Raw genomic sequence first — 23,073 nt, forward strand, 5'->3', positions numbered from 1 at the left:
ACCAGGTCGTCCCACATGAACCAGAAGCGGTCCTGACCGGGCGTACCGAAGAGGTACAGGATCAGGTCCTGGTCCAGGGTGATGCGGCCGAAGTCCATCGCCACCGTGGTGGTGGTCTTGCCCCCGGTGTGGGTCAGGTCGTCGATCCCCGCCGAAGCGGAGGTCATGACGGCCTCGGTACGCAGCGGGTTGATCTCCGAGACGGCGCCGACGAACGTGGTCTTGCCCACGCCGAAGCCGCCCGCCACGACGATCTTCGCGCTGGTGGTCGACCGGCCGGCAGAGCCGGCACCGCCGCTAGAGCTTGCGAAGTCCACTGAGCACCCTTTCGAGCAGTGTCACGTCCGGCGTGCCGCCGGTCTCTCCGTTGCCCGGCTGGTGGATCGCCACCATGCCGGCCTCTGCCAGGTCGGCGACGAGGATCCGCGCGACGCCGAGCGGCATCGAGAGCAGCGCCGACACCTCGGCCACCGACTTGACCTCACGGCACAGGTGGCAGATGCGCTGGTGCTCCGGCAGCAGGGTGGCGAGGTGCGCCGGGTCGGCCGTGGTGCTGACCAGCGCCTCGATGGCGAGCTGGTAGCGCGGCCGGGTCCGGCCGCCGGTCATCGCGTAAGGACGCACCAGCGGCTGGTCGCCCTCGTATCCGTACTCGTCGACTGAGGCGCCGTACGGATCGTGAGAGGCGGGGGGCGGGGTCATGAATCCTCCGGGCGTGACAGCGAACTTCCGCCGTCGGATGGGGCCGGTGGGGGGCCGGATGGGGCGGCCGGACGATGAACATGTCCAGGGCGGTACGGAGGGGCGTACCGCCCTGTCGGTGTGACGGGGTCTGCTAGTGGAGCAGGCTGCCCTGGAGCTCCGCGCGGAGATCAGGGGTGAGCACGCTGCCGGCCCGGTCGACCAGCAGCGCCATCTCGTAGCCCACGAGGCCGATGTCGCACTCGGGGTGTGCGAGCACGGCCAGCGAGGAGCCGTCCGAGACGGACATGAGGAAGAGGAAGCCGCGCTCCATCTCCACCACGGTCTGCGCGACAGGACCGCCCTCGAAGATCCGGGACGCACCCGCGGTCAGCGAGGTCAGCCCGGATGCGACCGCCGCGAGCTGGTCGGCGCGGTCGCGGGGGAATCCTTCGGACATGGCCAGCAGGAGTCCGTCGGCGGAGACCACCACTGTGTGGGACACCCCAGGGGTGTTGTCCACGAAGTTGGTGATCAACCAGTTCAGATTCTGCGCCGCCTGGCTCATCGCGTTCAACTAACGCTCCTGCTGATGGTTCGGACCGAGGTGGTGGTTACCCGTGGTCGAGTTACCGGCCTGTCGGCCCTGCTGGATGCCGCGGCGCAGATTGGTGAGCCTGCCGCGGACGTCGTCGGGTGCACGCGAGACCTGGGGGCCGGCGGTGTGCGCCTGCTCCTGTGCGGTCCCGGGTACGAGGTTGGCCTTCGGCACGCGCCGGGGAAGGCCGGAGGTGGTGACGCCGCCGGCCGCGGGCTTGCGCACCCGCTCGGCCTGACGCACCAACTCGTCGTTGGGCGAGGTCCGCCAGGCGGCCCCGCCGTTCTGCCGGCCGTCGACGGCACCGGCACCGGCCGGGCCTCCGGCCGGACGCTGAGCGGCCGGGGCCTGCGCCTGCGGGGCGGCCGGGGCCTGACCCTGCTGCGCGGCCTGCTGCTGACCCTGCTCCTGGTGGAACCAGTTGGTCTCCAGCGTGTCGTACAGCGGGGTACGACCGTCGCCCGCGCCGGGGGCCGGCGGCAGAGCCTCCGGACGGCGGGGCTGCTGGAGCTGCGGCTGACGCGGCTGCTCGGGCTGCCCGTTCGCGGGGCGCGGGGCGCCGAGGTCCGGGCCGCCGGTCCGCTGACGCGGGGCCGGAGGCTGCTGCTGGGCCTGCTGGGCCTGCTGCGCCTGCTGGGCCTGCGGCACGTACGGCTGCTGACCGAACTGCTGCTGCTGGCCGCCCTGGTAGCCCTGCTGCTGCTGTGCGTGCGGGGCCTGCTGGGGCGCCTGCTGCGGTGCGCCGAAGTCGGGACGCGCGAACTGACCGGTGGAACCGGGGCCCTGCGCCGCGCCGAAGTCCGGACGCGGGAACTGCGCCGTGGACGCCGGGTCCTGCACACCGCCCGGGTACGCCTGGATCTGCGGGGCCTGGGGCGCCTGCTGCGGCGCACCGAAGTCGGGACGCGGGAACTGGCCCGTGGAACCGGGGCCCTGGGGGGCAGCCGGAGCCGCGTACCGGCCCGTCGTCTCGGGGTCCTCGTGACCGCGCGGGGCGTCCAGCGGGCTCATCTCCTGCTGCGGGCGCCGGACCGGCTGCTGCGCCGGCTCGTTGCCCCAGCTCGCGGCCTGCGGGCGCTGCGCCTGCGGGTTGCCGCCCGGCAGCTCGGCGCGCGGGGCGCCGTACGCGGGCTGCTCGCCCTGCGGAGCCTGCTGCTGGGCACCCGGTCCGCCCTGCCGGCCGCCCTGGTTGCCCCAGACGTCCGTACGGGACGGGATGGCGCTCGCGGCACCGCCGATGAGACCGCCCGCGCCGGGGGCCGGACGCAGCGGGTCCTGCTGCGGGGCCTGGGGCGCCTGCGGAGCCTGGGGGACCTGCGGCAGCTGCCCGGTCTGGTCCAGCTGCGCGTGCTGCGGCTGCTGTGTACGGGACGGCTGCGGGCCACCCGTGAGCGGGGCGCCGTCACGGCCGGGCAGCGCGGCGCGCGGAGCGCTCGTACCGACCTGGCCGCGGGTGGCGCCGGCACCGAGCCGGCCCGCCGCCGACGCGGGGGCACCGCCCGGACCGCCGGGACCGCCGGGGCGTCCGCCGCCGGGGCCACCGGCCGCGCCGGGACCGCCGGGAAGACGGCCGCCGGGAGCCTGCGCGCCCGGGGGCATCGCGCCCTGGCCGCCGCCCGGCTTGGGCATCGGCTTCCTGCCGCCCTGGGCGACGTCGACCGGAAGCATGACGAGCGCGGTGGTGCCGCCCGAGTCGGAGGGGCGCAGCTGGATCCGGATGCCGTGTCGCAGGGACAGGCGGCCGACCACGAACAGACCCATGCGGCGGGAGACCGAGACGTCCACGGTGGGCGGCGAGGCGAGCCGCTCGTTGATCGCGGCGAGGTCCTCGGGGGAGAGGCCGATGCCGGTGTCGTGGATCTCGACGAGCACGCGGCCGTCGGGCAGCGCGTGACCGGTCACCCGGACCTTGGTCTGCGGCGAGGAGAACGAGGTGGCGTTCTCGAGCAGCTCGGCGAGGAGGTGCACGAGGTCGTTGACGACCCGGCCGGCGACCTCGGTCGCCGGGATCGCGGCCAGCTCGATGCGCTCGTACTGCTCCACCTCGGAGGCGGCGGCGCGGAGCACGTCGACCAGCGGGACCGGGCGGGTCCAGCGACGGCCCGGCTCCTCACCGGCGAGGACGAGGAGGTTCTCGCCGTTCCGGCGCATACGGGTCGCGAGGTGGTCGAGCTTGAACAGCGAGGACAGCTGGTCCGGGTCGGCCTCGCGGGACTCCAGCTCGGAGATGAGCGAGAGCTGACGCTGGATGAGGCCCTGGGAACGGCGCGAGAGGTTGGTGAACATCGCGTTGACGTTGCCCCGGAGGAGGGCCTGCTCGGCGGCGAGGCGGACGGCCTCGCGGTGCACGTCGTCGAAGGCCGCGGCCACCTGGCCGATCTCGTCCCTGGAGTGCACACCGACGGACTCGACGGAGGTGTCGACGTCCTGCGGGTCCGACTCGGAGAGCTGCTTGACGAGCTCGGGCAGCCGGTCCTGGGCGACCTTGGTCGCGGTGTCCTGGAGGCGGCGCAGCGAGCGGATCATGGACCGGGCCACGATGAAGGCGCCGATGAGCGAGACACCGAGGACGAGGAGGATCAGGGCACCGTTGATGACGGCGTCGCGCTGGGCCTCCTGCCGCAGCTGACGCGCCATGGTCTCCATCTCACCGAGCAGGATGAGCTCGATGCGGTTCATGGCGGTGATCTTGGTGCCGTACTCGTCGGTGAAGTTCAGGTGACCGCGCGCGGTGGTGTCGGCCATCGCGTCGTCCGTCTTCAGCACGCGCTCGGCGTACTTCTCGGCGGAGGTGATCGACGGGTCGCCGGTGTTGAGGACGGCGGTGAGCTCCTCGGCGTCGCCGCCGGTGTTCTCGTAGATGGCGCGGAAGGACTTGAGCTCGACGCCCTCGGAGTTGAAGGCGGCCTCGCCGTAGAGGCGGTCGCCCTGCTGGATCCGACCCTTGGTCTTGTCGCTCGGGGGGAGCGCGCCGGCGATGATCGCCTGCTGGATGGAGGCGTACTCCTTGGCGGACGAGAAGGCGGCGAGCGCCCGGGTCCGCTTGATCATCTCGGGGTTGCTGGTCGCCTGCGCCATGTCCTGGGACAGGCTGAGCAGCGAACGGATGAGACGGCTGTACGCCTCGACCGTCACCGAGTGGGAGACGCCCGTCTCGTAGGCGTTGCCACGGATGGTGTGGAGCCCGATGACCTGAGAGGCGATCTGGTTGACGTTCTGGCGGATGCTCCGCAGCGCGTCGTCGTTCTCGGCGTTCGGGATCTCGTTGGTGGCGTCGAGGAAGTCCTTGTACTCGCGGTCCGTCTTCTTCCGCGGAGTCGCGATCTGGTAGTCGCTGATGGGCCTGCCGTTGGCCAACGGGCCGGCGGAGAGGTCACGCTCGGCCTGGAGGGCCTGCGCGAGGCCGGTCGCCTCACGCGTCAGCTTGGTCAGCAGCTGCATGTGGTCGAGCTGCTCGATGTCCTGGAGCGACTCGCTGATGCGGATGCCGCCCAGGGAGGTGGCCGCGACCACGGGCAGGGTCAGGAGGGCGACCAGACGCGTGGAGATGCGCCAGTTGCGCAGGGCTATTCGCGGCCCGACCTCGTTCTCGGACCTGGTCTTGGGGGGAGTCGCGGCGGGCTCGGCCGGTGCGGCCCCGGCGCTCGCGCGCCTGCCGTCACCGCCGTCGCCCGACGGTCCCTGACCCTGGTTGGGGGTGTGCGAGGCCGAGGGACCGCGGTCGGTCCCGGCACGCGGTTCCTGCTCCGCCGGAGCTTCGGCTCGGCCCTGACGGGCCTGGGGAGACCCCGAGCCATCCCTCTTGAAACGTCCCTGCACTAGCGTCGCAACCTCTGGACCAGGCGTCCTTCCGGGTGAACGGAGAGGACGGTGTCGGCGTCGTGGGGACGCAGGATGCGCCCCATGGTGGTCGTCGGTGACCGGCGCAGTTCCCCCTTCCCCGCCACTCGGAACCGGCGCTGCGTTGCGCCCCCTGCGCGCCGGCTTGAAACCCGCGACGGTGCGTGGAATTCCAGCACAGTGCCGGATCTCCAACAAGGGCCCCGTGTCGCACCGGGAGGGGGATGACAACCCGTACTCGGCGTGTCACCCCATGTAGAAGATGATCACGGAGGATTCGGACTTTTCCTCTCCAATGTCTCCGCGTACCCGTGTGTCCCAGTCGCGATGATCAGGAGCGGAATAGAGCATTCAGTGCCGGAATGCCCGTTTCCGTGACGGCTCATGGCGGTCCGTAATGCCCGGAATGTGGAGTGATTGGTGAGCAAACTCACACGATGATCGATGTCTTAGCCATGCATTCGAAGGGAATCGCATGTTTAGCCTGACGCTTTACATGATGCTCGCGCGCCCGCAAGGGCGCCCCTCCCGGGACAGGGTCTGAACACCGCCATGAACGCCACGAAGACCGCGACGCTCCGCACCACGGCCAACCCGCGCCGCTCCACCCTCGCCCACCTCGAGGACGCCGCGCAGCTCGGCCGGGCCTTCCTGCCGGAATACGCCACCGAACTCCCCGGGCAGACGGCCAACCCGCGCCGCACGGTCCTGATGACCGCCCCCGCCCCCTACGAGCCGGCCCCGTACGCCTCCGCCTCCCGCTGACACCGCCGACACCGCCGGTCGGCCGCCCCCTCGCCGCGTTAGCCTGGAGCGTCAGACTCCAGCCAGTACCAAGTGAGGGGCGACAGCACTCGTGCGCATCGCCAGATTCTCCATCGACGGCAATGTGGCCTTCGGCGCCGTCGAGGGCGAGGGAACCGTCGAATCCGGCGGCCTCGTCCTCGACATCATCAAGGGCATCCCGTACACCGACTTCGAGCTCAGCGGCACCAAGGTCCCGCTCAGCAAGGTACGGCTCCTGCCGCCCGTGCTCCCCAACAAGGTCGTGGCCATCGGCCGCAACTACGCGGAGCACGCCGCCGAACTCGGCAACGAGGTCCCCGACGTCCCCGTCGCCTTCTTCAAGCCCACCACCTCGGTGATCGGCTCCGGCGACGCCATCGAGTACCCCTCCTTCTCCAACGAGCTGCACCACGAGGCCGAGCTGGCCGTGGTCATCGGCCGCATGTGCCGCGAGGTGCCCCGCGAGCGTGTGAAGGACGTCATCTTCGGCTACACCTGCGCCAATGACGTCACCGCCCGCGACGCCCAGCAGCGCGAGAAGCAGTGGGCCCGCGCCAAGGGCTTCGACACCTCCTGCCCCCTGGGCCCCTGGGTGGAGACCGACCTCGACCCGAGCGACCTGACCATCCAGGCCACGGTCAACGGCGAACAGCGCCAGCTGGGTCGGACGAGCGACATGATCCGCTCCATCGAGGACCTGGTCGTCCACATCACCGAGGCCATGACGCTGCTCCCCGGCGACGTCATCCTCACCGGCACCCCCGCCGGGGTCGGCCCCCTCAACGTCGGCGACGAGGTCGCCGTCACCATCGAAGGCATCGGCACTCTCACCAATAAGGTGATCAAGCGTGGCTAACGCGAACATCCGCGTCCGTTTCTGTCCCTCGCCGACCGGCAACCCCCACGTGGGCCTGGTCCGCACCGCTCTCTTCAACTGGGCCTTCGCCCGGCACAACGAGGGCACCATGGTCTTCCGCATCGAGGACACCGACGCTGCGCGCGACTCCGAGGAGTCGTACAACCAGCTGCTCGACTCCCTGAAGTGGCTCGGCCTCGACTGGGACGAGGGCCCGGAGGTCGGTGGCCCGCACGCCCCGTACCGCCAGTCGCAGCGGATGGACATCTACAAGGACGTCGCCGAGAAGCTGCTCGCCGGCGGCTACGCGTACCACTGCTACTGCACCACCGAGGAGCTCGACGAGCGCCGCGACGCCGCCCGCGCCGCCGGCCGCCCCTCCGGCTACGACGGCCACTGCCGCGACCTCACCGCCGAGCAGAAGGCCGCCTACGAGGCCGAGGGCCGCACCTCGATCGTCCGCTTCCGGATGCCCGACGCGCCCATCACCTTCACCGACCTCGTCCGCGGCGAGCTCACCTTCACCCCGGACAACGTCCCGGACTACGGCATCGTGCGCGCCAACGGCGCCCCGCTGTACACCCTGGTCAACCCGGTCGACGACGCCCTGATGGAGATCACCCACGTCCTGCGCGGCGAGGACCTGCTCTCCTCCACCCCGCGCCAGATCGCGCTCTACAAGGCGCTGATCGAGCTGGGCGTCGCCAAGGAGATCCCCGCCTTCGGCCACCTGCCGTACGTCATGGGCGAGGGCAACAAGAAGCTCTCCAAGCGCGACCCGGAGGCCTCCCTCAACCTCTACCGGGAGCGCGGCTTCCTCCGCGAGGGCCTGCTGAACTACCTGTCCCTCCTGGGCTGGTCCTTCTCGGCGGACCAGGACATCTTCACCATCGAGCAGATGGTGTCGAAGTTCGACATCGCCGACGTCAACGCCAACCCGGCGCGCTTCGACCTCAAGAAGGCCGAGTCGATCAACGCCGACCACATCCGCATGCTGGACGTGAAGACCTTCGCCGAGGCCTGCGAGCCCTGGCTCCGGGCCCCGCACGCCAACTGGGCGCCCGAGGACTTCGACCGCGCCGCCTGGGAGGCCATCGCGCCGCACGCCCAGACCCGCATCACCGTCCTCTCGGACATCACGGCCAACGTCGACTTCCTCTTCCTCCCGGAGCCGGTCTTCGACCAGCCCTCGTGGGACAAGGCGATGAAGGGCGAGCCGGCCGCGCTGCTCACGACGGCCCGCGAGAAGCTCGTCGACGCCGACTGGAGCGACCCCGAGTCCCTCAAGAACGCGGTCCTGACCGCCGGCGAGGCCCACGGCCTCAAGCTCGGCAAGGCCCAGGCCCCCGTCCGCGTCGCCGTCACCGGCCGCACGGTCGGCCTTCCCCTCTTCGAGTCCCTGGAGATCCTGGGCAAGGAGAAGTCCCTGGCGCGCATCGACGCCGCGCTGGCGAAGCTCGCCGGCTGAGCGACGCCACTTCCGTCCCTGGGGGCGGCGACCGGAACTCCGGTCGCCGCCCCCAGGGCGTTCCCGGCCGGGACGAAAACACCCGCGCGGGACGGGGACGCGGCGGTACGGTCGATGCATGAGCATCCGCGCCGTCCTGTGGGACGTGGACGACACGATCTTCGACTACGCGACCGCCGACCGCGCCGGCATGAGCGCCCACCTGACGGCCGAGGGCCTCCTCGACGGATTCGGCTCCGTCGACCAGGCCCTCGCGCGCTGGGAGGAGCTCACGGAGCTGCACTGGCGCCGCTTCGAGATCGAGGGCGGCGACTTCCAGGACCAGCGGCGGGCCCGCGTCCGGGACTTCCTCGGCGAGCCGGAGCTCACCTCCGCCGGGGCCGACGACTGGTTCGACCGGTACGTCGTCCACTACCAGGCCGCCTGGGAGCTCTTCCCCGACGCGCTGCCCGTCCTCGACCTGCTCGCCGACGACTACCGGCACGCGGTCCTCTCGAACTCCAGCATCCACGCCCAGGAACCCAAGCTCCGCGCCCTGGGCGTACGCGACCGTTTCGAGGCCGTCCTCTGCGCCGCCGAGCTCGGTGTCGCCAAGCCCGCCCCCGAGGCCTTCCACGCCGCCTGTACGGCCCTCGGCCTGGCCCCCGAGGAGATCGCGTACGTCGGGGACCAGCCCGACATCGACGCGCGCGGCGCGGTCGAGGCGGGGCTCCTGGGCATCTGGCTGGACCGCGCGGACACGGGCGGCAGGCCCGAGCTGCAGCGGATCACGGACCTCCGCCAGCTCCCCGCCCTGCTCCGCGGGGATACCCGTTTTGGAGCACCGTCCACCTTCGGGTAATGTTCTTTCTGCGCCGAGGGGAACAAGCCGAAAGGCAAGAACCCGGAAAGCGCAAGCCGAGTAAGGTCCTCCCTGGTGGGGACGTTGCCCCGGTGGCCTATGGTGTAATTGGCAGCACGACGGTTTCTGGTTCCGTTAGTCTTGGTTCGAGTCCAGGTAGGCCAGCTCGCAGAGCTTTATCTGCAACTCGTGGATGGCATCCACAAAGCCCCCGTTGTGTAGCGGCCTAGCACGCCGCCCTCTCAAGGCGGTAGCGCCGGTTCGAATCCGGTCGGGGGTACAGATCCATCCTGCGGACCACTTGGGTAGCTCCCGGTGAATCCGCGGTGACATCACCCGGCTCATGCCGGGTGGGATCGCTAGGGCCCCCGTTGTGTAGCGGCCTAGCACGCCGCCCTCTCAAGGCGGTAGCGCCGGTTCGAATCCGGTCGGGGGTACGGTGTAACCACCATGGCCTATGGTGTAATTGGCAACACTACGGTTTCTGGTACCGTCATTCTTGGTTCGAGTCCAGGTAGGCCAGCTCGCAGAGCTCATCTGCACCCGCGGATCTGATCCGCAAAGGCCCCCGTTGTGTAGCGGCCTAGCACGCCGCCCTCTCAAGGCGGTAGCGCCGGTTCGAATCCGGTCGGGGGTACGAGACGAAGAAGCCCTTCCCTTCGGGGGAGGGCTTCTTCGCTGTTCGCGTACGGCGGGCGTGGACGAGAAGCGGGTACAACTCCGGCCCACCGCTGCGGCGTTGAAGCGGTGGGCCGGGGGACGGACGGAAGGACGGACGGCGTCAGCCGTTGCGGCGGAGCGCCTCGGAGAGACGGGCCGCGGCGTCGATGACCGCCTGGGCGTGCATACGGCCCGGGTGGCGCGTCAGACGCTCGATCGGACCCGAGACCGACACGGCGGCCACGACGCGGTTCGAAGGGCCGCGTACGGGCGCGGAGACGGACGCGACGCCCGGCTCCCGCTCACCGATCGACTGGGCCCAGCCGCGGCGCCGTACGCCCGACAGGGCCGTCGCCGTGAAGCGGGCGCCCTGGAGGCCGCGGTGCAGCCGCTCGGGCTCCTCCCAGGCCATCAGGATCTGCGCGGAGGACCCGGCCTTCATCGTCAGCGTCGAGCCGACCGGGACGGTGTCCCGGAGGCCCGAGAGCCGCTCGGCGGCCGCCACGCAGATGCGCATGTCGCCCTGCCGGCGGTAGAGCTGCGCGCTCTCGCCGGTGACGTCGCGCAGATGCGTCAGCACGGGGCCGGCGGTCGCGAGCAGACGGTCCTCGCCGGCCGCGGCCGCGAGCTCCGAGAGGCGCGGTCCGAGGATGAACCGGCCCTGCATGTCACGCGCCACCATCCGGTGGTGTTCCAGTGCCACGGCGAGACGATGTGCCGTGGGTCGTGCGAGTCCCGTCGCCGCGACCAGTCCTGCGAGGGTGGCCGGACCGGACTCCAGGGCGCTCAGGACAAGGGCTGCCTTGTCGAGAACGCCTACGCCGCTAGAGTTGTCCATGCAACGATATTCGCGTCTCACTCTGTGAAACGCAAGTTCAATTTTCCGAGGACCTTGGCACTCTGGAGAAGCGGCCGCACAACGGCCCGCGAAACGGGTCTCTAGTTGTGCCGGCGTAGACGTCGGCCGGAGGGAAAGCGATGGGTAGGACACTCGCGGAGAAGGTCTGGGACGACCATGTCGTCCGGCGCGCCGAGGGCGAGCCCGACCTCCTCTTCATCGATCTGCACCTGCTGCACGAGGTGACCAGCCCCCAGGCCTTCGACGGCCTGCGCCAGAACGGCCGGCAGGTGCGGCGCCTCGACCTCACCATCGCCACCGAGGACCACAACACCCCGACCCTCGACATCGACAAGCCCATCGCGGACCCCGTCTCCCGCGCACAGCTGGAGACCCTGCGGAAGAACTGCGCCGAGTTCGGCGTCCGGCTGCACCCGCTGGGCGACGTCGAGCAGGGCGTCGTCCACGTCGTCGGACCGCAGCTGGGCCTGACCCAGCCGGGCACCACCGTGGTCTGCGGCGACTCGCACACCTCCACGCACGGCGCCTTCGGCGCGCTGGCGTTCGGCATCGGCACCAGCCAGGTCGAGCACGTGCTCGCCACCCAGACGCTGCCGCTGGCCCGCCCGAAGACCATGGCGATCACGGTCGACGGCGAACTGCCCGAGGACGTCACCGCCAAGGACCTGATCCTGGCGATCATCGCCAAGATCGGCACCGGCGGCGGCCAGGGCTACATCCTGGAGTACCGCGGCTCCGCCATCGAGAAGCTCTCGATGGAGGCCCGGATGACGATCTGCAACATGTCGATCGAGGCCGGCGCCCGCGCGGGCATGATCGCCCCCGACGAGACCACCTTCGCCTACCTGGAGGGCCGTGCCCACGCCCCCGAGGGCGAGGACTGGGACGCCGCCGTCGCGTACTGGAAGACGCTGAAGTCCGACGAGGACGCCGTCTTCGACGCCGAGGTCGTCATCGACGCCGCCTCGCTGGCGCCGTTCGTCACCTGGGGCACCAACCCCGGCCAGGGCGCGCCGCTTTCGGCGAACGTCCCCGACCCGGCTTCGTACGAAGACGCTTCGGAGCGCCTCGCCGCCGAAAAGGCCCTGGAGTACATGGGGTTGACCGCCGGACAGCCGCTGCGCGACATCAAGGTCGACACCGTCTTCGTAGGCTCCTGCACCAACGGCCGCATCGAGGACCTGCGCAACGCCGCCGGTCTGCTGGACGGCCGCAAGGTCGCCGACGGCGTCCGCATGCTGGTCGTCCCCGGCTCCGTCCGGGTCGCCCTGCAGGCCGTCGAGGAGGGCCTGGACAAGGTCTTCAAGGAGGCCGGCGCCGAATGGCGGCACGCGGGCTGCTCGATGTGTCTGGGCATGAACCCCGACCAACTGGCTCCCGGTGAGCGCTCCGCGTCCACCTCCAACCGCAACTTCGAGGGCCGGCAGGGCAAGGGCGGCCGGACCCACCTGGTCTCTCCCCAGGTCGCCGCCGCCACCGCCGTCCTGGGCCATCTGGCCTCCCCGGCCGATCTGTCCGACGTCGCCACCACCGCGGGGGTCTGAGGAACCATGGAAGCTTTCACCACGCACACCGGCCGGGCCGTCCCGCTGCGCCGCAGCAACGTCGACACCGATCAGATCATCCCGGCGCACTGGCTCAAGAAGGTCACCCGCGACGGCTTCGAGGACGGGCTCTTCGAGGCCTGGCGCAAGGACGAGCAGTTCGTGCTCAACCGCCCGGAGCGGCAGGGTGCCTCGGTCCTGGTCGCCGGCCCCGACTTCGGCACCGGCTCCTCCCGTGAGCACGCCGTCTGGGCGCTCCAGAACTACGGCTTCCAGACGGTCATCTCGGCCCGCTTCGCCGACATCTTCCGCGGCAACTCGCTGAAGAACGGCCTGCTCACCGTCGTCCTGCCGCAGGAGACGGTGGACGCCCTCTGGGAGCTGACCGAGGCCGACCCGACCGCCGAGATCACCGTCGACCTGGAGCAGCGCAAGGTCCTGGCCGCCGGGATCGACGCGGACTTCGAGCTCGACGAGAACGCCCGCTGGCGGCTGCTGAACGGACTCGACGACATCAGCCTCACCCTTCAGAACGAAGCCGACATCGCGGCCTACGAGGCGGCACGACCGGCCCATAAGCCCCGTACAATTACGGTCTGAGCAGCGCTTTTCCAAGACTGCGCCCCCCACCGCCCGGTGGGGGGCGCAGTCGCTTGTTGGGACCCTGTCGGGCGACAACTCGCCCTAGATGGCACAATCGGTGCATGGAACGCGACAGCCAACTCGAGCTCTACGAGTCAGTCGCCGCCCGATTGAAGGAAGCGCACACAAGAGTGCGCTCACTGCAAGTCCCGGAGGGCGTAAGGATGGCGCTGTCCCGGAAGCTGCTGGTCGTGACGGCCGCGGCGAAGCACGATCTCAAGGACGCGGCAGTGCGTCTGGACCGGTTGATGAAGGACCTCGACGAGGGCCGATTCCCAGAGGACGACTGACACCAGGAACTCCGCAGCGGGTCTTTCGCGTTGCGGCACTAGGGTGATTAGCCCGTTTCGTGTTTGATTTGCGGTATATACATGCCTAACGTGCGAAAAAGCTTGAACACTTTCGTTCTGGCAATGTCTCCGAAGGGGAAGACGTGAACAAGGCGCAGCTCGTAGAAGCGATTGCCGACAAGATGGGCGGTCGCCAGCAGGCCGCCGAAGCCGTCGACCACGTGCTCGACGCCATCGTGCGTGCCGTGGTCGGTGGCGACCGGGTCTCGGTCACGGGCTTCGGCTCGTTCGAGAAGGTCGACCGTCCGGCCCGCTACGCCCGCAACCCGCAGACGGGCGAGCGCGTCCGGGTCAAGAAGACCTCGGTTCCGCGCTTCCGCGCGGGTCAGGGCTTCAAGGACCTGGTCAGCGGCTCGAAGAAGCTCCCCAAGGGCGGTGAGGTCTCCGTCAAGAAGGCCCCCAAGGGCAGCCTCACCGGTGGCGCCTCCGCGACCGTGAAGAAGGCCGCGGCCAAGAAGGCCACCACCGCCAAGAAGGCCGCCGCGAAGAAGGCGACCCCGGCGAAGAAGGCCACGACGGCCGCCGCGAAGAAGGCGACCCCGGCCAAGAAGACCACCACCGCGGCGGCGAAGAAGACCACCGTCGCGGCGAAGAAGGCCTCGACGGCGGCGAAGAAGACCACGACCGCCGCCGCGAAGAAGACCACCACGGCCGCGGCCAAGAAGGCCGTCAAGACCACGGCCAAGAAGACCGCGCCGGCCGCGAAGAAGGCCACGGCGACGAAGGCGCCCGCGAAGAAGACCACGGCGCGCAAGACGACCGCCAAGAAGGCCGCCGCCAAGAAGTAGGACGAGCGGTACCACCCGCCGGGCCGGGCTCCCCACCAAGGAGCCCGGCCCGCGGCGCGTCCGCGGAGGGCCCGGGGGAGTCGGCCGGGAGGGTCAGAAGGTCTGGAGCGTCACCAGGGTGATCCGCAGGCCGGCCCCGGACGTCCCCGGCTCCGCCTCGATCCGCACCCGCTGGCCCGGCCGCAGCAGCCGCAGCCCGCCCGCGTCGAAGGCCTCCGCCCCGAAGTCCACCGGGGTGCCGTCGTCGAGCAGCACACTTCCGCTGCGGGTCTCGGAGTCGTACGTGAACGCGGTCGCCTGCATGGACCGCAGCCTATCCGGCCGCCGGCAGCCACCGGGCGGCCGTCCGCGGGCCGAGCCCCAGCGCCCTGGCCTCCGCCAGATCCTCGCCGGTGTCCACGTCCCGGCGTACGGAATCCACCCCGGTCAGCCGGATTTCCACCGCGCCCGACGACAAATGCCGCAGCCTCGACGGCCCCCCGAATGCCGGTTCCAATTCCACCCCCGGACCCGCCGAGAGGAATGTCGTACCTATTTCGGCGGCATCCGCGAGAAAAGCCCTCGGAAATTTCCGGGCGGTGTCCAGGACCCGGGCCAGCTCCGTGGTCCGCAGCGCCGGAAGATCCGCGTTGAGCGCCGCCACCCGCGCCCGCGGCCGCCGCTCCCGTATCGCACCGACCCCGTGTGCCAGCGCCGCGTTGAGCCCCGCCGCCGGGGCGTCCGGCACGATTCGCGCCCCCAGCGCCGCGAGCGCCGCACCGGCCGTCGGATCGTCCGTGACGACCACCACATCCCGTACGCGCGCGCAGTTCAGCACGGCCCCCACGGTGTCCTCGGCGAACGCGAGGGCGAGCCGGGGGCGCAGCAGGGCTCCCGTCGCCGCGGCCAGTCTGCTCTTCGCCAGGGCAAGGGGTTTCAGGGGGACGACCAGGTGCCAGCCGTCTTCAGCGTCGCTGTTCATCGGGGCCCATTCTGTCCCGCCCGCGCGGCCCGGCGGGGGCCCCGGGGCGTACCGTGTCCTCGACAGACCAGGAGCATGGGGCGACACTTGACCCCCTGCCAGCCAGTCCCGGAGAAAGGTGTCCGAGTGCCCCGCCGCAGAATCGGCTTCTGGTACCGCCTCGCGGCGGTCATCGCCAAACCCCCCCTGGTGGTTCTGTTCAAGCGGGACTGGCGCGGTATGGAGCACATTCCGGCCGACGGCGGATTCATCACCGTGGTCAACCACAACTCCTACCTGGACCCGCTGTCCTACGCGCACTACCAGTACAACACCGGCCGTGTGCCGCGCCTCCTCGCCAAGGCGGGCCTCTTCAAGAGCCCCTTCGTCGGCATGATGCTGCGCAACACCGGACAGATCCCCGTCTACCGCGAGACCACCAACGCGCTGGACGCCTTCCGCGCCGCCGTCGACGCCATCGAGCGCGGCGAGTGCGTCGCCTTCTACCCCGAGGGCACCCTGACCCGGGACCCCGACATGTGGCCCATGGCCGGCAAGACCGGCGCCGCCCGCGTCGCGCTCCTCACGAAGGTCCCGGTCATCCCGGTGGCCCAGTGGGGCGCCAACCTCGCGATGCCGCCGTACGCCAAGGAGAAGAAGCTCAGCCTCTTCCCCCGCAAGACGCTGACCGTGCAGGCCGGTCCGCCGGTCGACCTCTCCCGCTTCGACGGCCTGGAGCCGACGCCCGAGGTGCTCCGCGAGGCCACCGAGGTCATCATGGCCGCCATCACCGCCCTCCTGGAGGAGATCCGCGGCGAGAAGGCGCCCGCCGAACCGTACGACCACCGCAAGGCGCGCCTGGAACAGCGGCGCAAGGCGGCCAAGGCCGCCGAGGAGGGCACCAAGTGACCAAGGCAGCCGTCTTCGGCAACGGATCCTGGGGCACCGCCTTCGCGATGGTGCTCGCCGACGCGGGCTGCGAGGTGAGCCTCTGGGGCCGCCGCGCGGAGCTCGCGAAGGAGATCAACGCCACCCGGGTCAACCCCGACTACCTCCCGGGCATCGAACTCCCGCGGGCCATCACGGCCACCGCGGACCCCGCAGAGGCCGCCCACGACGCCGACTTCACCGTCCTCGTCGTCCCCTCGCAGACCCTGCGCGGCAACCTCGCCGCCTGGAAGCCGCTGCTCGCCCCCGACACCGTCCTCGTCTCCCTCATGAAGGGCGTCGAACTCGGCACCGCCGAGCGGATGAGCGAGGTCGTCATGGAGGTCGCGGACGTGCCCGCCGAGCGCGTGGCCGTCCTCACCGGACCCAACCTGGCCCTGGAGATCGCCTCCCGGCAGCCCGCCGCCGCCGTCGTCGCCTGTGTCGACGAGTCGGTCGCGCAGCGGTTCCAGGCGGCCTGTATGACCCCGTACTTCCGCCCGTACACGCACACCGACGTCGTCGGCTGCGAGCTCGGCGGCGCGGTCAAGAACGTCATCGGGCTCGCCGTCGGCATCGCCAACGGCATGGGACTCGGCGACAACTCGAAGGCCACGCTCATCACCCGCGGCCTCGCCGAGACCACCCGCCTCGGCCTCGCCATGGGCGCCGACCCGCTCACCTTCTCCGGCCTCGCGGGCCTCGGCGACCTGGTCGCCACCTGCTCCTCGCCGCTCTCCCGGAACAACACCTTCGGCACCAACCTGGGCCGCGGGATGACCCTCCAGGAGACCATCGCGGCCACCAAGCAGACCGCCGAGGGCGTCAAGTCCTGCGAGTCCGTGCTCGATCTGGCCCGCCGCCACGGCGTCGACATGCCGATCACCGAGACGGTCGTCTCGATCGTCCACGAGGGCAAGCCGCCGGTCGTCGCCCTCAAGGAGCTGATGTCCCGCAGCGCGAAGTCCGAGCGCCGCTGACGGACGAGTGCCGCCCGTGCACCGACGCGTGACGCACGCGCCGGGCGCGGCGGCACGACCGCTGCGCCGGACGCGCGCGGGGGGAGCGGGGCGCTCAGCCGTTCGGGAGTCGCAAGGTACGCTCATCGCGATATGAGCGAGAACACCCAGAGCCCCCGCAAGCCGCGCGTGGCCGTCGTCTTCGGCGGTCGCAGCTCCGAGCACGCCATCTCCGTCGTCACGGCGGGCGCCGTCCTGAGCGCCATCGACCGGGACAAGTACGACGTGCTGCCCATCGGCATCACGACGGACGGGCGCTGGGCGCTCACCGCCGACGCCCCCGAGCGCATGGCCATCGCCGACCGCGCCCTGCCGAACGTCGCCGACCTGGCCGATTCCGAGGAGGGCGGTGTCGTCCTCTCCGTCGACCCCGCCAACCGCGAGGTCGTCCTCACCGAGCCCGGCGCCGTCCCGCGCGCCCTCGGCGAGGTCGACGTGGTCTTCCCGATGCTCCACGGCCCGTACGGCGAGGACGGCACCCTCCAGGGCCTCCTGGAGCTCTCCGGAGTCCCCTACGTCGGCGCGGGCGTCCTCGCCTCCGCCGTCGGCCAGGACAAGGAGTACATGAAGCGCGTCTTCGTCTCCTTCGGCCTCCCCGTCGGCCCGTACGAGGTCATCCGCCCGCGCGAGTGGGAGCAGAACCCGGCCGCCGCCCGCAAGAAGATCGTCGAGTTCGCCGCCGAGCACGGCTGGCCGCTCTTCGTGAAGCCGGCCCGCGGCGGCTCGTCCATGGGCATCACCAAGGTCGACGACCTCTCGGGCCTGGACGAGGCCATCGAGGAGGCCCGCCGCCACGACCCCAAGATCCTCGTCGAGTCGCTCCTGCGCGGCCGTGAGATCGAGTGCGGCGTCCTGGAGTTCGAGGACGGCCCGCGCGCCAGCGTGCCGGCCGAGATCCCGCCGGTCACCGACCACGACTTCTACGACTTCGAGGCCAAGTACATCGACTCGGCCTCCGGCATCGTGCCCGCGCCGATCGGCGACGAGGCGACCGCCGAGATCCAGCGCCTGGCCGTCGCGGCCTACGAGGCGATCTCCTGCGAGGGTCTGGTCCGCGCCGACTTCTTCCTCACCGAGGACGGCGACTTCGTCATCAACGAGGTCAACACGATGCCCGGCTTCACCCCCATCTCCATGTACCCGCGCATGTGGCAGGAGAGCGGCGTGAGCTACCCCGAGCTCGTCGACCGGCTGATCCAGGCCGCGCTGACCCGCTCCACGGGCCTGCGCTAGCCGGACCGGGCGGACCGGCCCGGACGGCGGACCGCGAGATCCGGAGTGCGCCTAGACGCACTCCGGATCGATGCCGCAGGGGATGGTCCGCGCCACGGAGGCGGCGAGGTCCGCGAGCGGCGTCGCGTCGTGCGTGAACCGCTCGTCGAGCGCCACCTCGACGTACGTCTTCCGGTACACCGAGGTGAAACGGGGCCCGCTGCCCTCCGGCCGCTCCAGCATCCAGTTCACGCCGTTCGCCTCGACGGCCTGAGACTTGGGATCGCTCATCTTTTCGGGCCGGGGGACCCCGCAGCGCAGTACGATCGCACCGTCACCCCACCCGGCGGTCAGCTCGGAGTCCGGTTCCGGATCGCTCCGCTCAAGCCCCGCCACGGTGTCCGGCAGCTCCTTCTCCAACGCCTGGCAGAGGGCCGCCTCCGCCGCCGGGGGGCGGGGAACCGCCACGGACGCCCCGGCGTCCGTCCGGGAGCAGCCGGTGGCGGCCAGCATCAGGACGGCTGCCGTGACGGCGGCGGGCAGGCCGAAGGGCCGGTGGGATGAGATCACCGGCCAAGCGTAGACGGGGGCTACAGATGAACGACCGGGCAGGTGAGGGTACGCGTGATGCCGTCCACTTGCTGGACCTTGGCGACCACCATGCGACCCAGTTCGTCGACCGTGTCCGCCTGCGCGCGCACGATCACGTCGTAGGGACCGGTCACGTCTTCGGCCTGGAGCACCCCCGGGATCTTGGAGATGGTGTCGGCGACGGTCGACGCCTTGCCCACCTCGGTCTGAATAAGGATGTACGCCTGAACCACGGAACCTCCAGGGCGACCACGAGGATCTTGTGGGAGAAAGGGACGCCACGGTACCGCGTCGCCGCGGGCCACGGGGAGACCCGCGCGTCCCGGGGCACTCGCGTGGTGGCGTACGCACGACAGAAGTTGACGGTCTACTTGACGGTACCCAGCACGGTGACGGCCCGCGACCCGCGGCGCGCCCAGACGCGCCTCCGCCCGCCGGCCGGCACGAAGACACGAGGTGAGGCGCGGTGAAGGGCACAGTCGGAGAACTGGGCGAGTTCGGGCTCATCAGAGAGCTCACGTCCCGGCTCACCTCCACCCCGGCGGTACGGATCGGGCCCGGCGACGACGCCGCGGTCGTCTCCGCACCCGACCGGCGCGTGGTGGCCAGCACGGACATCCTCCTCGAAGGACGTCACTTCCGCCGCGACTGGTCGACGGCGTACGACGTCGGCCGCAAGGCCGCCGCGCAGAACCTCGCCGACATCGCCGCCATGGGCGCGGTCCCCACCGCGCTCCTCCTCGGCCTCGTCGTCCCGGCGGAACTGCCCGTCACCTGGCCCACCGAACTGATGGACGGGCTGCGCGACGAATGTCAGGTCGCGGGCGCGGCCGTCGTCGGCGGCGACGTCGTCCGCGGCGACACCATCACCATCGCCATCACGGCCCTCGGCGACCTCCGCAACCACGACCCGGTGACCCGGGGTGGCGCCCAGCCCGGCGACGTCGTCGCCTACACCGGCTGGCTCGGCTGGTCCGCCGCCGGCTACGCGGTCCTCTCCCGGGGCTTCCGCTCGCCCCGCGCCTTCGTCGAGGCCCACCGCAGGCCCGAGCCGCCGTACCACGCGGGCCCCGCCGCCGCGGGACTCGGCGCCACCGCCATGTGCGACGTCAGCGACGGCCTCATCGCCGACCTCGGCCACATCGCCGAGGCCAGCAAGGTCCGCATCGACCTGCGCTCCGGGCTCATCGACATCCCGACGCAGATGAACGACATCGGTCAGGCCGTCGGCGTCGACCCCATGCAGTGGGTGCTCACCGGGGGAGAGGACCACGCCATCGTGGCCACCTTCCCGCCGGACGTGAAGCTCCCCGCCCGCTGGAAGGTCATCGGCGAGGTCCTGAACCCCTCGGCGCTGCCGCAGGTCACCGTGGACGGCGCCCCCTGGCACAGCGCGGGCGGCTGGGACCACTTCGGGGAGACGGAGTGACCGCTCGGCCCCCGCTCGTGCTCACCGTCGCCGGATCCGACTCCGGCGGCGGCGCCGGCATCCAGGCCGACCTGAAGACGATGCTCGCGCTCGGCGTCCACGGCATGAGCGTGCTCACCGCCGTGACCGCCCAGAACTCGCAGGGCGTCCAGGGAGCGTGGGAGCTGCCCGAGGAGGCCGTACGGGCCCAGTACCGGGCCGTCGTCGACGACATCGGGGTCCAGGCCGTGAAGACGGGCATGCTGGCCTCCGCCGGGCTCGTCGAGACGGTCGCCGAACTGCTCGCCGGGACCCCGGCCCCGGTGGTCGTGGACCCCGTCGGCGTCTCCAAGCACGGGGACTCGCTGCTCGCGGCCTCGGCCCTCGAATCCGTCCGGACGAAGCTGCTGCCGGTCGCGACCGTCGCCACGCCCAACCTGGACGAGGTGACACAGCTCACGGGCCTCGTGGTCGAGGACGAGACCGGAATGCGGCGGGCGGCCGACGCGATCCTCGCGTACGGGCCGCGCTGGGCGCTGATCAAGGGCGGCCACCTGCCCGGCGGCTTCCCCGAGGCCGTGGACCTGCTCACCGACGGCACCGAGGAGCACTGGCTGCGCGCACCCCGGCACGACAACCGCCACACCCACGGCACGGGCTGCACGCTCGCGTCCGCGGTGGCCTCGGGGCTCGCCAAGGGCCTGGCGGTGCCGGAGGCGGTACGGCAGGCCAAGGAGTACGTGACCGGGGCCATAGCCGCCGGCTTCGCCCTGGGCTCTGGCATCGGCCCGGTCGACCACGGCTGGCGGTTCGGAAAGTAACCACGCCGGAAAGTAACCACGCCGGAAAGTGACCACGCGGGGAAGGAACCGGAGCTCCGAAAAGATTCCGGGTACGGCAAGAGGCCGGTTCACCTAGGTGAACCGGCCTCTCAAGGCAACCGCAGGGGCTGCGCTACGACGGAACGTCGCGATTAGCGCGAGACCTTGCCGGCCTTGATGCACGAGGTGCAGACGTTGAGCCGCTTCGGCGTCCGACCGACCACGGCACGCACGCGCTGGATGTTCGGGTTCCAGCGACGGGACGTACGGCGGTGCGAGTGCGAAATGTTGTTGCCGAAGCCCGGCCCCTTGCCGCAGACGTCGCAGTTGGCAGCCACGGGTCACTCCAAAGACTTCAGAATTACAGTGAAATCCGGCGCACCGGAATCAGGAGTCTGAAGTGGCTTGCCGGGGGATGGCCCGGAGGAACCGGGCAACCGAAGCAGCATACAACGCCTGCTTCGGTGGAACGAAACTACCATGGTCTCCGCGGACCTCGCCCCCGGCCCAGGTCACCGGGGGTCCCCCTGCTCGACCGAAGCCGAGAGCTTGGGGGACGGACACCCCGGGTCTACCCTGCGGTGAGCTCACCGCCGAAGGAGGCCCCTGTTGTCGCGAGCCCTTCAGCCTTTCGAGGAGCTCGTCGAGCTCGACGCCGAAGCGCTCCGCACCTGGTCGGCGCGGGTGTTGGACGCCCTCGGGCGGGAGCGCGCGGAGATCGACGCGATCAACGTCTACCCGGTCGCGGACGGGGACACCGGCACCAACCTGTACCTGACGGCGGAAGCCGCCCACCAGGCCGTCGAAGCCGTCTTCGCCGCCGCCGAACCCGATGCCGCCGAGACCGTACGGGCCATGGCGCACGGGGCCCTGCTCGGCGCCCGCGGCAACTCCGGGACCATCCTCGCCCAACTCCTGCGCGGCATGGCGGCCGTCCTCGCCGAAGGACGTGACGGTGATCACCTCGCCCGCGCCCTGGCCGAGGCCGCCGACGCGGCCCGCCGGGCCGTCGCCCACCCCGTCGAGGGCACGATCCTCACCGTCGCCTCCGCCGCCGCACGCGCCTGCGCCGCCGGCGGCCGGCTCGTGGAGGTGGCGGGAAGCGCCTACGAGGGGGCCAGGACCGCCCTGGCGACCACCAGGGGACAACTCGACGTCCTCACCCGCGCGGGGGTCGTGGACGCCGGCGGACAGGGCCTCGTGACCGTCCTCGGGGCGCTCGTGGAGACCGTGACCGGGCGGACACCGCTCCGCCCGGAGACCCCGGCACACGGCGTCGTCGCGCCCGCCGCGCCCCTCGCGGCCGAGGACTGCGGCACCGAGGGCGGACCCGCGTACGAGGTGATCTACCTCCTGGAGGCCGAGGACGCGGCCGTGGAGCGGCTGCGCTCCCGCCTCGACGCGCTGGGGGAGTCCCTGGTCGTCGTCGGCGGCGACGGGCTGTGGAACGTCCACGTGCACGTCGACGACGCCGGAGCCGCCGTCGAGGCCGGCGTCGAAGCGGGCCGGCCCCACCGCATCCGCGTCACCCACTTCGCGAGCACCGTCCCGGAGACGGACGCGCGCGGGGCGCGGGCCCAGCGCGCCGTGGTCGCCGTCGTCCCCGGCGAGGGCCTGGCCGGACTCTGCGCCGAGGTAGGCGCCACCACCGTCCAGACACGGCCCGGCGAACAGCCCGCGGGCGACGAACTCGTCGACGCGATCCGGCGGGCCCACGCCCGCGAGGTCGTCCTCCTGCCCAACGACACCGAGCTGCGCCAGACGGCCGCGGCCGCCGCCGAACGGGCCAGGGCCGAAGGCATCCGCGTCGCCCTCATCCCGACCCGGGCCGCCGTCCAGGGCATCGCCGCCCTCGCCGTCCACGAACCCGACCGCCGCTTCGACGAGGACGTCGTCGCCATGACGGCCGCCGCGGGCGCCACCCGCTACGCCGAACTCGCCGTCGCCGAACGCCAGTCCTTCACCTCGGCCGGCGTCTGCCAGGCCGGCGACGTCCTCGGCCTCATCGAGGGCGACGTCGCTGTCATCGGCCAGGACCTCACCGAGACGGCCCGCACGGTCCTCGACCGCATGCTCTCGGCGGGCGGTGAACTCGTCACCCTGATCGTCGCCGACGGCACCCCGCCCGACCTGGCCGCCGCCCTCGAACGCCACGTCCGCCGCGGCTACCTGGCCGTCGACACCACGACGTACCACGCGGGCGAGGGAGCGCCCCCGCTGCTCATCGGAGTGGAATGACCGG

The 23,073-nt window shown here is 71.2% G+C and carries 24 protein-coding genes and 5 tRNA genes; 19 read left to right on the forward strand and 10 right to left on the reverse strand.

Annotated features, from left to right (window positions below):
• From ASC82_RS10325 to ASC82_RS10340, 4 genes are all read right to left on the reverse strand, one after another.
• A partial coding sequence (locus ASC82_RS10325) for an ATP/GTP-binding protein (RefSeq protein ID WP_242427634.1) occupies positions 1–317 on the reverse strand: 317 nt, incomplete at its 3' end.
• Positions 298–702: a DUF742 domain-containing protein gene (locus ASC82_RS10330; RefSeq protein WP_024756254.1), complete on the reverse strand. Its 405-nt coding sequence runs from the start codon at positions 700–702 to the stop codon at positions 298–300. The genes ASC82_RS10325 and ASC82_RS10330, both read right to left, overlap by 20 nt.
• 133 nt (positions 703–835) lie before the next feature.
• Positions 836–1,249 carry a roadblock/LC7 domain-containing protein gene (locus ASC82_RS10335; RefSeq protein WP_030496942.1) on the reverse strand — a complete coding sequence of 138 codons (414 nt, stop codon included), beginning with the start codon at positions 1,247–1,249 and terminating at the stop codon, positions 836–838.
• Positions 1,250–1,258: 9 nt separating this feature from the next.
• On the reverse strand, positions 1,259–5,098 hold the full coding sequence (locus tag ASC82_RS10340; RefSeq protein WP_056644438.1) for a nitrate- and nitrite sensing domain-containing protein: 3,840 nt from the start codon (positions 5,096–5,098) through the stop codon (positions 1,259–1,261).
• Between the two features lie 573 nt (positions 5,099–5,671).
• On the opposite strand from ASC82_RS10340, the gene ASC82_RS10345 reads away from it, so the two are divergent.
• The 9 genes from ASC82_RS10345 to ASC82_RS10385 all read left to right on the forward strand — a co-directional run bounded on the left by ASC82_RS10345 (position 5,672) and on the right by ASC82_RS10385 (position 9,707).
• A complete protein-coding gene (locus ASC82_RS10345) occupies positions 5,672–5,884 on the forward strand; it encodes a hypothetical protein (protein ID WP_056644441.1) in 213 nt (70 codons plus the stop codon).
• 91 nt (positions 5,885–5,975) lie between these two features.
• Entirely contained in the window at positions 5,976–6,761 is a 786-nt protein-coding gene (locus ASC82_RS10350; RefSeq protein WP_024755926.1) for a fumarylacetoacetate hydrolase family protein, read from the forward strand.
• Positions 6,754–8,229, forward strand: a complete 1,476-nt coding sequence (gltX, locus tag ASC82_RS10355) for a glutamate--tRNA ligase (RefSeq protein ID WP_056644444.1) — start codon at positions 6,754–6,756, stop codon at positions 8,227–8,229. The genes ASC82_RS10350 and gltX overlap by 8 nt, the downstream gene beginning before the upstream one ends.
• A 118-nt stretch (positions 8,230–8,347) precedes the next feature.
• On the forward strand, positions 8,348–9,070 hold the full coding sequence (locus tag ASC82_RS10360) for an HAD family hydrolase (RefSeq protein WP_056644447.1): 723 nt from the start codon (positions 8,348–8,350) through the stop codon (positions 9,068–9,070).
• 93 nt (positions 9,071–9,163) lie between these two features.
• A tRNA-Gln gene (locus ASC82_RS10365) sits at positions 9,164–9,235 on the forward strand.
• A 42-nt stretch (positions 9,236–9,277) separates the two neighbouring features.
• A tRNA-Glu gene (locus tag ASC82_RS10370) sits at positions 9,278–9,350 on the forward strand.
• Between the two features lie 84 nt (positions 9,351–9,434).
• A tRNA-Glu gene (locus tag ASC82_RS10375) sits at positions 9,435–9,507 on the forward strand.
• A gap of 14 nt (positions 9,508–9,521) precedes the next feature.
• Positions 9,522–9,593: transfer RNA gene (locus ASC82_RS10380), tRNA-Gln, on the forward strand.
• A 41-nt stretch (positions 9,594–9,634) separates the two neighbouring features.
• Positions 9,635–9,707, forward strand: a tRNA-Glu gene (locus tag ASC82_RS10385).
• Positions 9,708–9,851: 144 nt separating this feature from the next.
• Here the strand turns inward: ASC82_RS10385 and ndgR are convergent.
• Positions 9,852–10,568: an IclR family transcriptional regulator NdgR gene (gene ndgR, locus ASC82_RS10390; RefSeq protein WP_017235973.1), complete on the reverse strand. Its 717-nt coding sequence runs from the start codon at positions 10,566–10,568 to the stop codon at positions 9,852–9,854.
• Between the two features lie 140 nt (positions 10,569–10,708).
• On the opposite strand from ndgR, the gene leuC reads away from it, so the two are divergent.
• From leuC to ASC82_RS10410, 4 genes are all read left to right on the forward strand, one after another.
• Entirely contained in the window at positions 10,709–12,133 is a 1,425-nt protein-coding gene (gene leuC / locus ASC82_RS10395; RefSeq protein ID WP_056644450.1) for a 3-isopropylmalate dehydratase large subunit, read from the forward strand.
• A 6-nt stretch (positions 12,134–12,139) separates the two neighbouring features.
• A complete protein-coding gene (leuD, locus tag ASC82_RS10400; RefSeq protein WP_024755922.1) occupies positions 12,140–12,733 on the forward strand; it encodes a 3-isopropylmalate dehydratase small subunit in 594 nt (197 codons plus the stop codon).
• Positions 12,734–12,837: 104 nt separating this feature from the next.
• Positions 12,838–13,065, forward strand: coding sequence for a hypothetical protein (locus ASC82_RS10405; RefSeq protein WP_056644453.1), 228 nt, complete (start codon positions 12,838–12,840; stop codon positions 13,063–13,065).
• Between the two features lie 143 nt (positions 13,066–13,208).
• Positions 13,209–13,913: an HU family DNA-binding protein gene (locus tag ASC82_RS10410; protein ID WP_056644456.1), complete on the forward strand. Its 705-nt coding sequence runs from the start codon at positions 13,209–13,211 to the stop codon at positions 13,911–13,913.
• A gap of 93 nt (positions 13,914–14,006) precedes the next feature.
• On the opposite strand, the gene ASC82_RS10415 is transcribed toward ASC82_RS10410, so the two are convergent.
• Both ASC82_RS10415 and cofC read right to left on the reverse strand, forming a co-directional pair.
• Positions 14,007–14,216 (reverse strand): hypothetical protein, encoded by a 210-nt coding sequence (locus ASC82_RS10415; RefSeq protein ID WP_024755919.1) that lies wholly within the window; start codon positions 14,214–14,216, stop codon positions 14,007–14,009.
• A 10-nt stretch (positions 14,217–14,226) separates the two neighbouring features.
• Positions 14,227–14,874: a 2-phospho-L-lactate guanylyltransferase gene (cofC, locus tag ASC82_RS10420; RefSeq protein ID WP_056644459.1), complete on the reverse strand. Its 648-nt coding sequence runs from the start codon at positions 14,872–14,874 to the stop codon at positions 14,227–14,229.
• 126 nt (positions 14,875–15,000) lie between these two features.
• Here cofC and ASC82_RS10425 point away from each other — a divergent pair, with 126 nt between their 5' ends.
• The 3 genes from ASC82_RS10425 to ASC82_RS10435 all read left to right on the forward strand — a co-directional run bounded on the left by ASC82_RS10425 (position 15,001) and on the right by ASC82_RS10435 (position 18,032).
• On the forward strand, positions 15,001–15,762 hold the full coding sequence (locus ASC82_RS10425) for a lysophospholipid acyltransferase family protein (RefSeq protein ID WP_056644461.1): 762 nt from the start codon (positions 15,001–15,003) through the stop codon (positions 15,760–15,762).
• Complete coding sequence (locus tag ASC82_RS10430) at positions 15,759–16,760, forward strand: NAD(P)H-dependent glycerol-3-phosphate dehydrogenase (protein ID WP_079039181.1); 1,002 nt, start codon at positions 15,759–15,761, stop codon at positions 16,758–16,760. Before ASC82_RS10425 ends, ASC82_RS10430 begins: the two co-directional genes overlap by 4 nt.
• Before the next feature lie 132 nt (positions 16,761–16,892).
• Complete coding sequence (locus ASC82_RS10435; protein WP_056644465.1) at positions 16,893–18,032, forward strand: D-alanine--D-alanine ligase family protein; 1,140 nt, start codon at positions 16,893–16,895, stop codon at positions 18,030–18,032.
• A gap of 51 nt (positions 18,033–18,083) precedes the next feature.
• Here the strand turns inward: ASC82_RS10435 and ASC82_RS10440 are convergent, their stop codons facing one another.
• Together ASC82_RS10440 and ASC82_RS10445 are read right to left on the reverse strand one after the other, a co-directional pair.
• Positions 18,084–18,578 (reverse strand): DUF3515 domain-containing protein, encoded by a 495-nt coding sequence (locus ASC82_RS10440; RefSeq protein ID WP_056644961.1) that lies wholly within the window; start codon positions 18,576–18,578, stop codon positions 18,084–18,086.
• 23 nt (positions 18,579–18,601) lie between these two features.
• Positions 18,602–18,835: an Lrp/AsnC ligand binding domain-containing protein gene (locus ASC82_RS10445; protein WP_015036438.1), complete on the reverse strand. Its 234-nt coding sequence runs from the start codon at positions 18,833–18,835 to the stop codon at positions 18,602–18,604.
• Positions 18,836–19,068: 233 nt separating this feature from the next.
• Between ASC82_RS10445 and ASC82_RS10450 the strand changes: the two genes are divergently transcribed.
• Together ASC82_RS10450 and thiD are read left to right on the forward strand one after the other, a co-directional pair.
• Positions 19,069–20,031, forward strand: a complete 963-nt coding sequence (locus tag ASC82_RS10450; RefSeq protein WP_056644467.1) for a thiamine-phosphate kinase — start codon at positions 19,069–19,071, stop codon at positions 20,029–20,031.
• Positions 20,028–20,831 (forward strand): bifunctional hydroxymethylpyrimidine kinase/phosphomethylpyrimidine kinase, encoded by an 804-nt coding sequence (gene thiD / locus ASC82_RS10455; protein WP_056644470.1) that lies wholly within the window; start codon positions 20,028–20,030, stop codon positions 20,829–20,831. The genes ASC82_RS10450 and thiD overlap by 4 nt, the downstream gene beginning before the upstream one ends.
• A gap of 152 nt (positions 20,832–20,983) precedes the next feature.
• Here the strand turns inward: thiD and rpmB are convergent, their stop codons facing one another.
• Entirely contained in the window at positions 20,984–21,169 is a 186-nt protein-coding gene (gene rpmB, locus ASC82_RS10460) for a 50S ribosomal protein L28 (protein ID WP_003957616.1), read from the reverse strand.
• A gap of 271 nt (positions 21,170–21,440) precedes the next feature.
• Here rpmB and ASC82_RS10465 point away from each other — a divergent pair, with 271 nt between their 5' ends.
• Positions 21,441–23,069: a DAK2 domain-containing protein gene (locus ASC82_RS10465; protein ID WP_056644473.1), complete on the forward strand. Its 1,629-nt coding sequence runs from the start codon at positions 21,441–21,443 to the stop codon at positions 23,067–23,069.
• Positions 23,070–23,073 lie beyond the last annotated feature (4 nt).

The sequence above is a fragment of the Streptomyces sp. Root431 genome (assembly GCF_001426585.1).
Taxonomy (GTDB): domain Bacteria; phylum Actinomycetota; class Actinomycetes; order Streptomycetales; family Streptomycetaceae; genus Streptomyces; species Streptomyces stackebrandtii.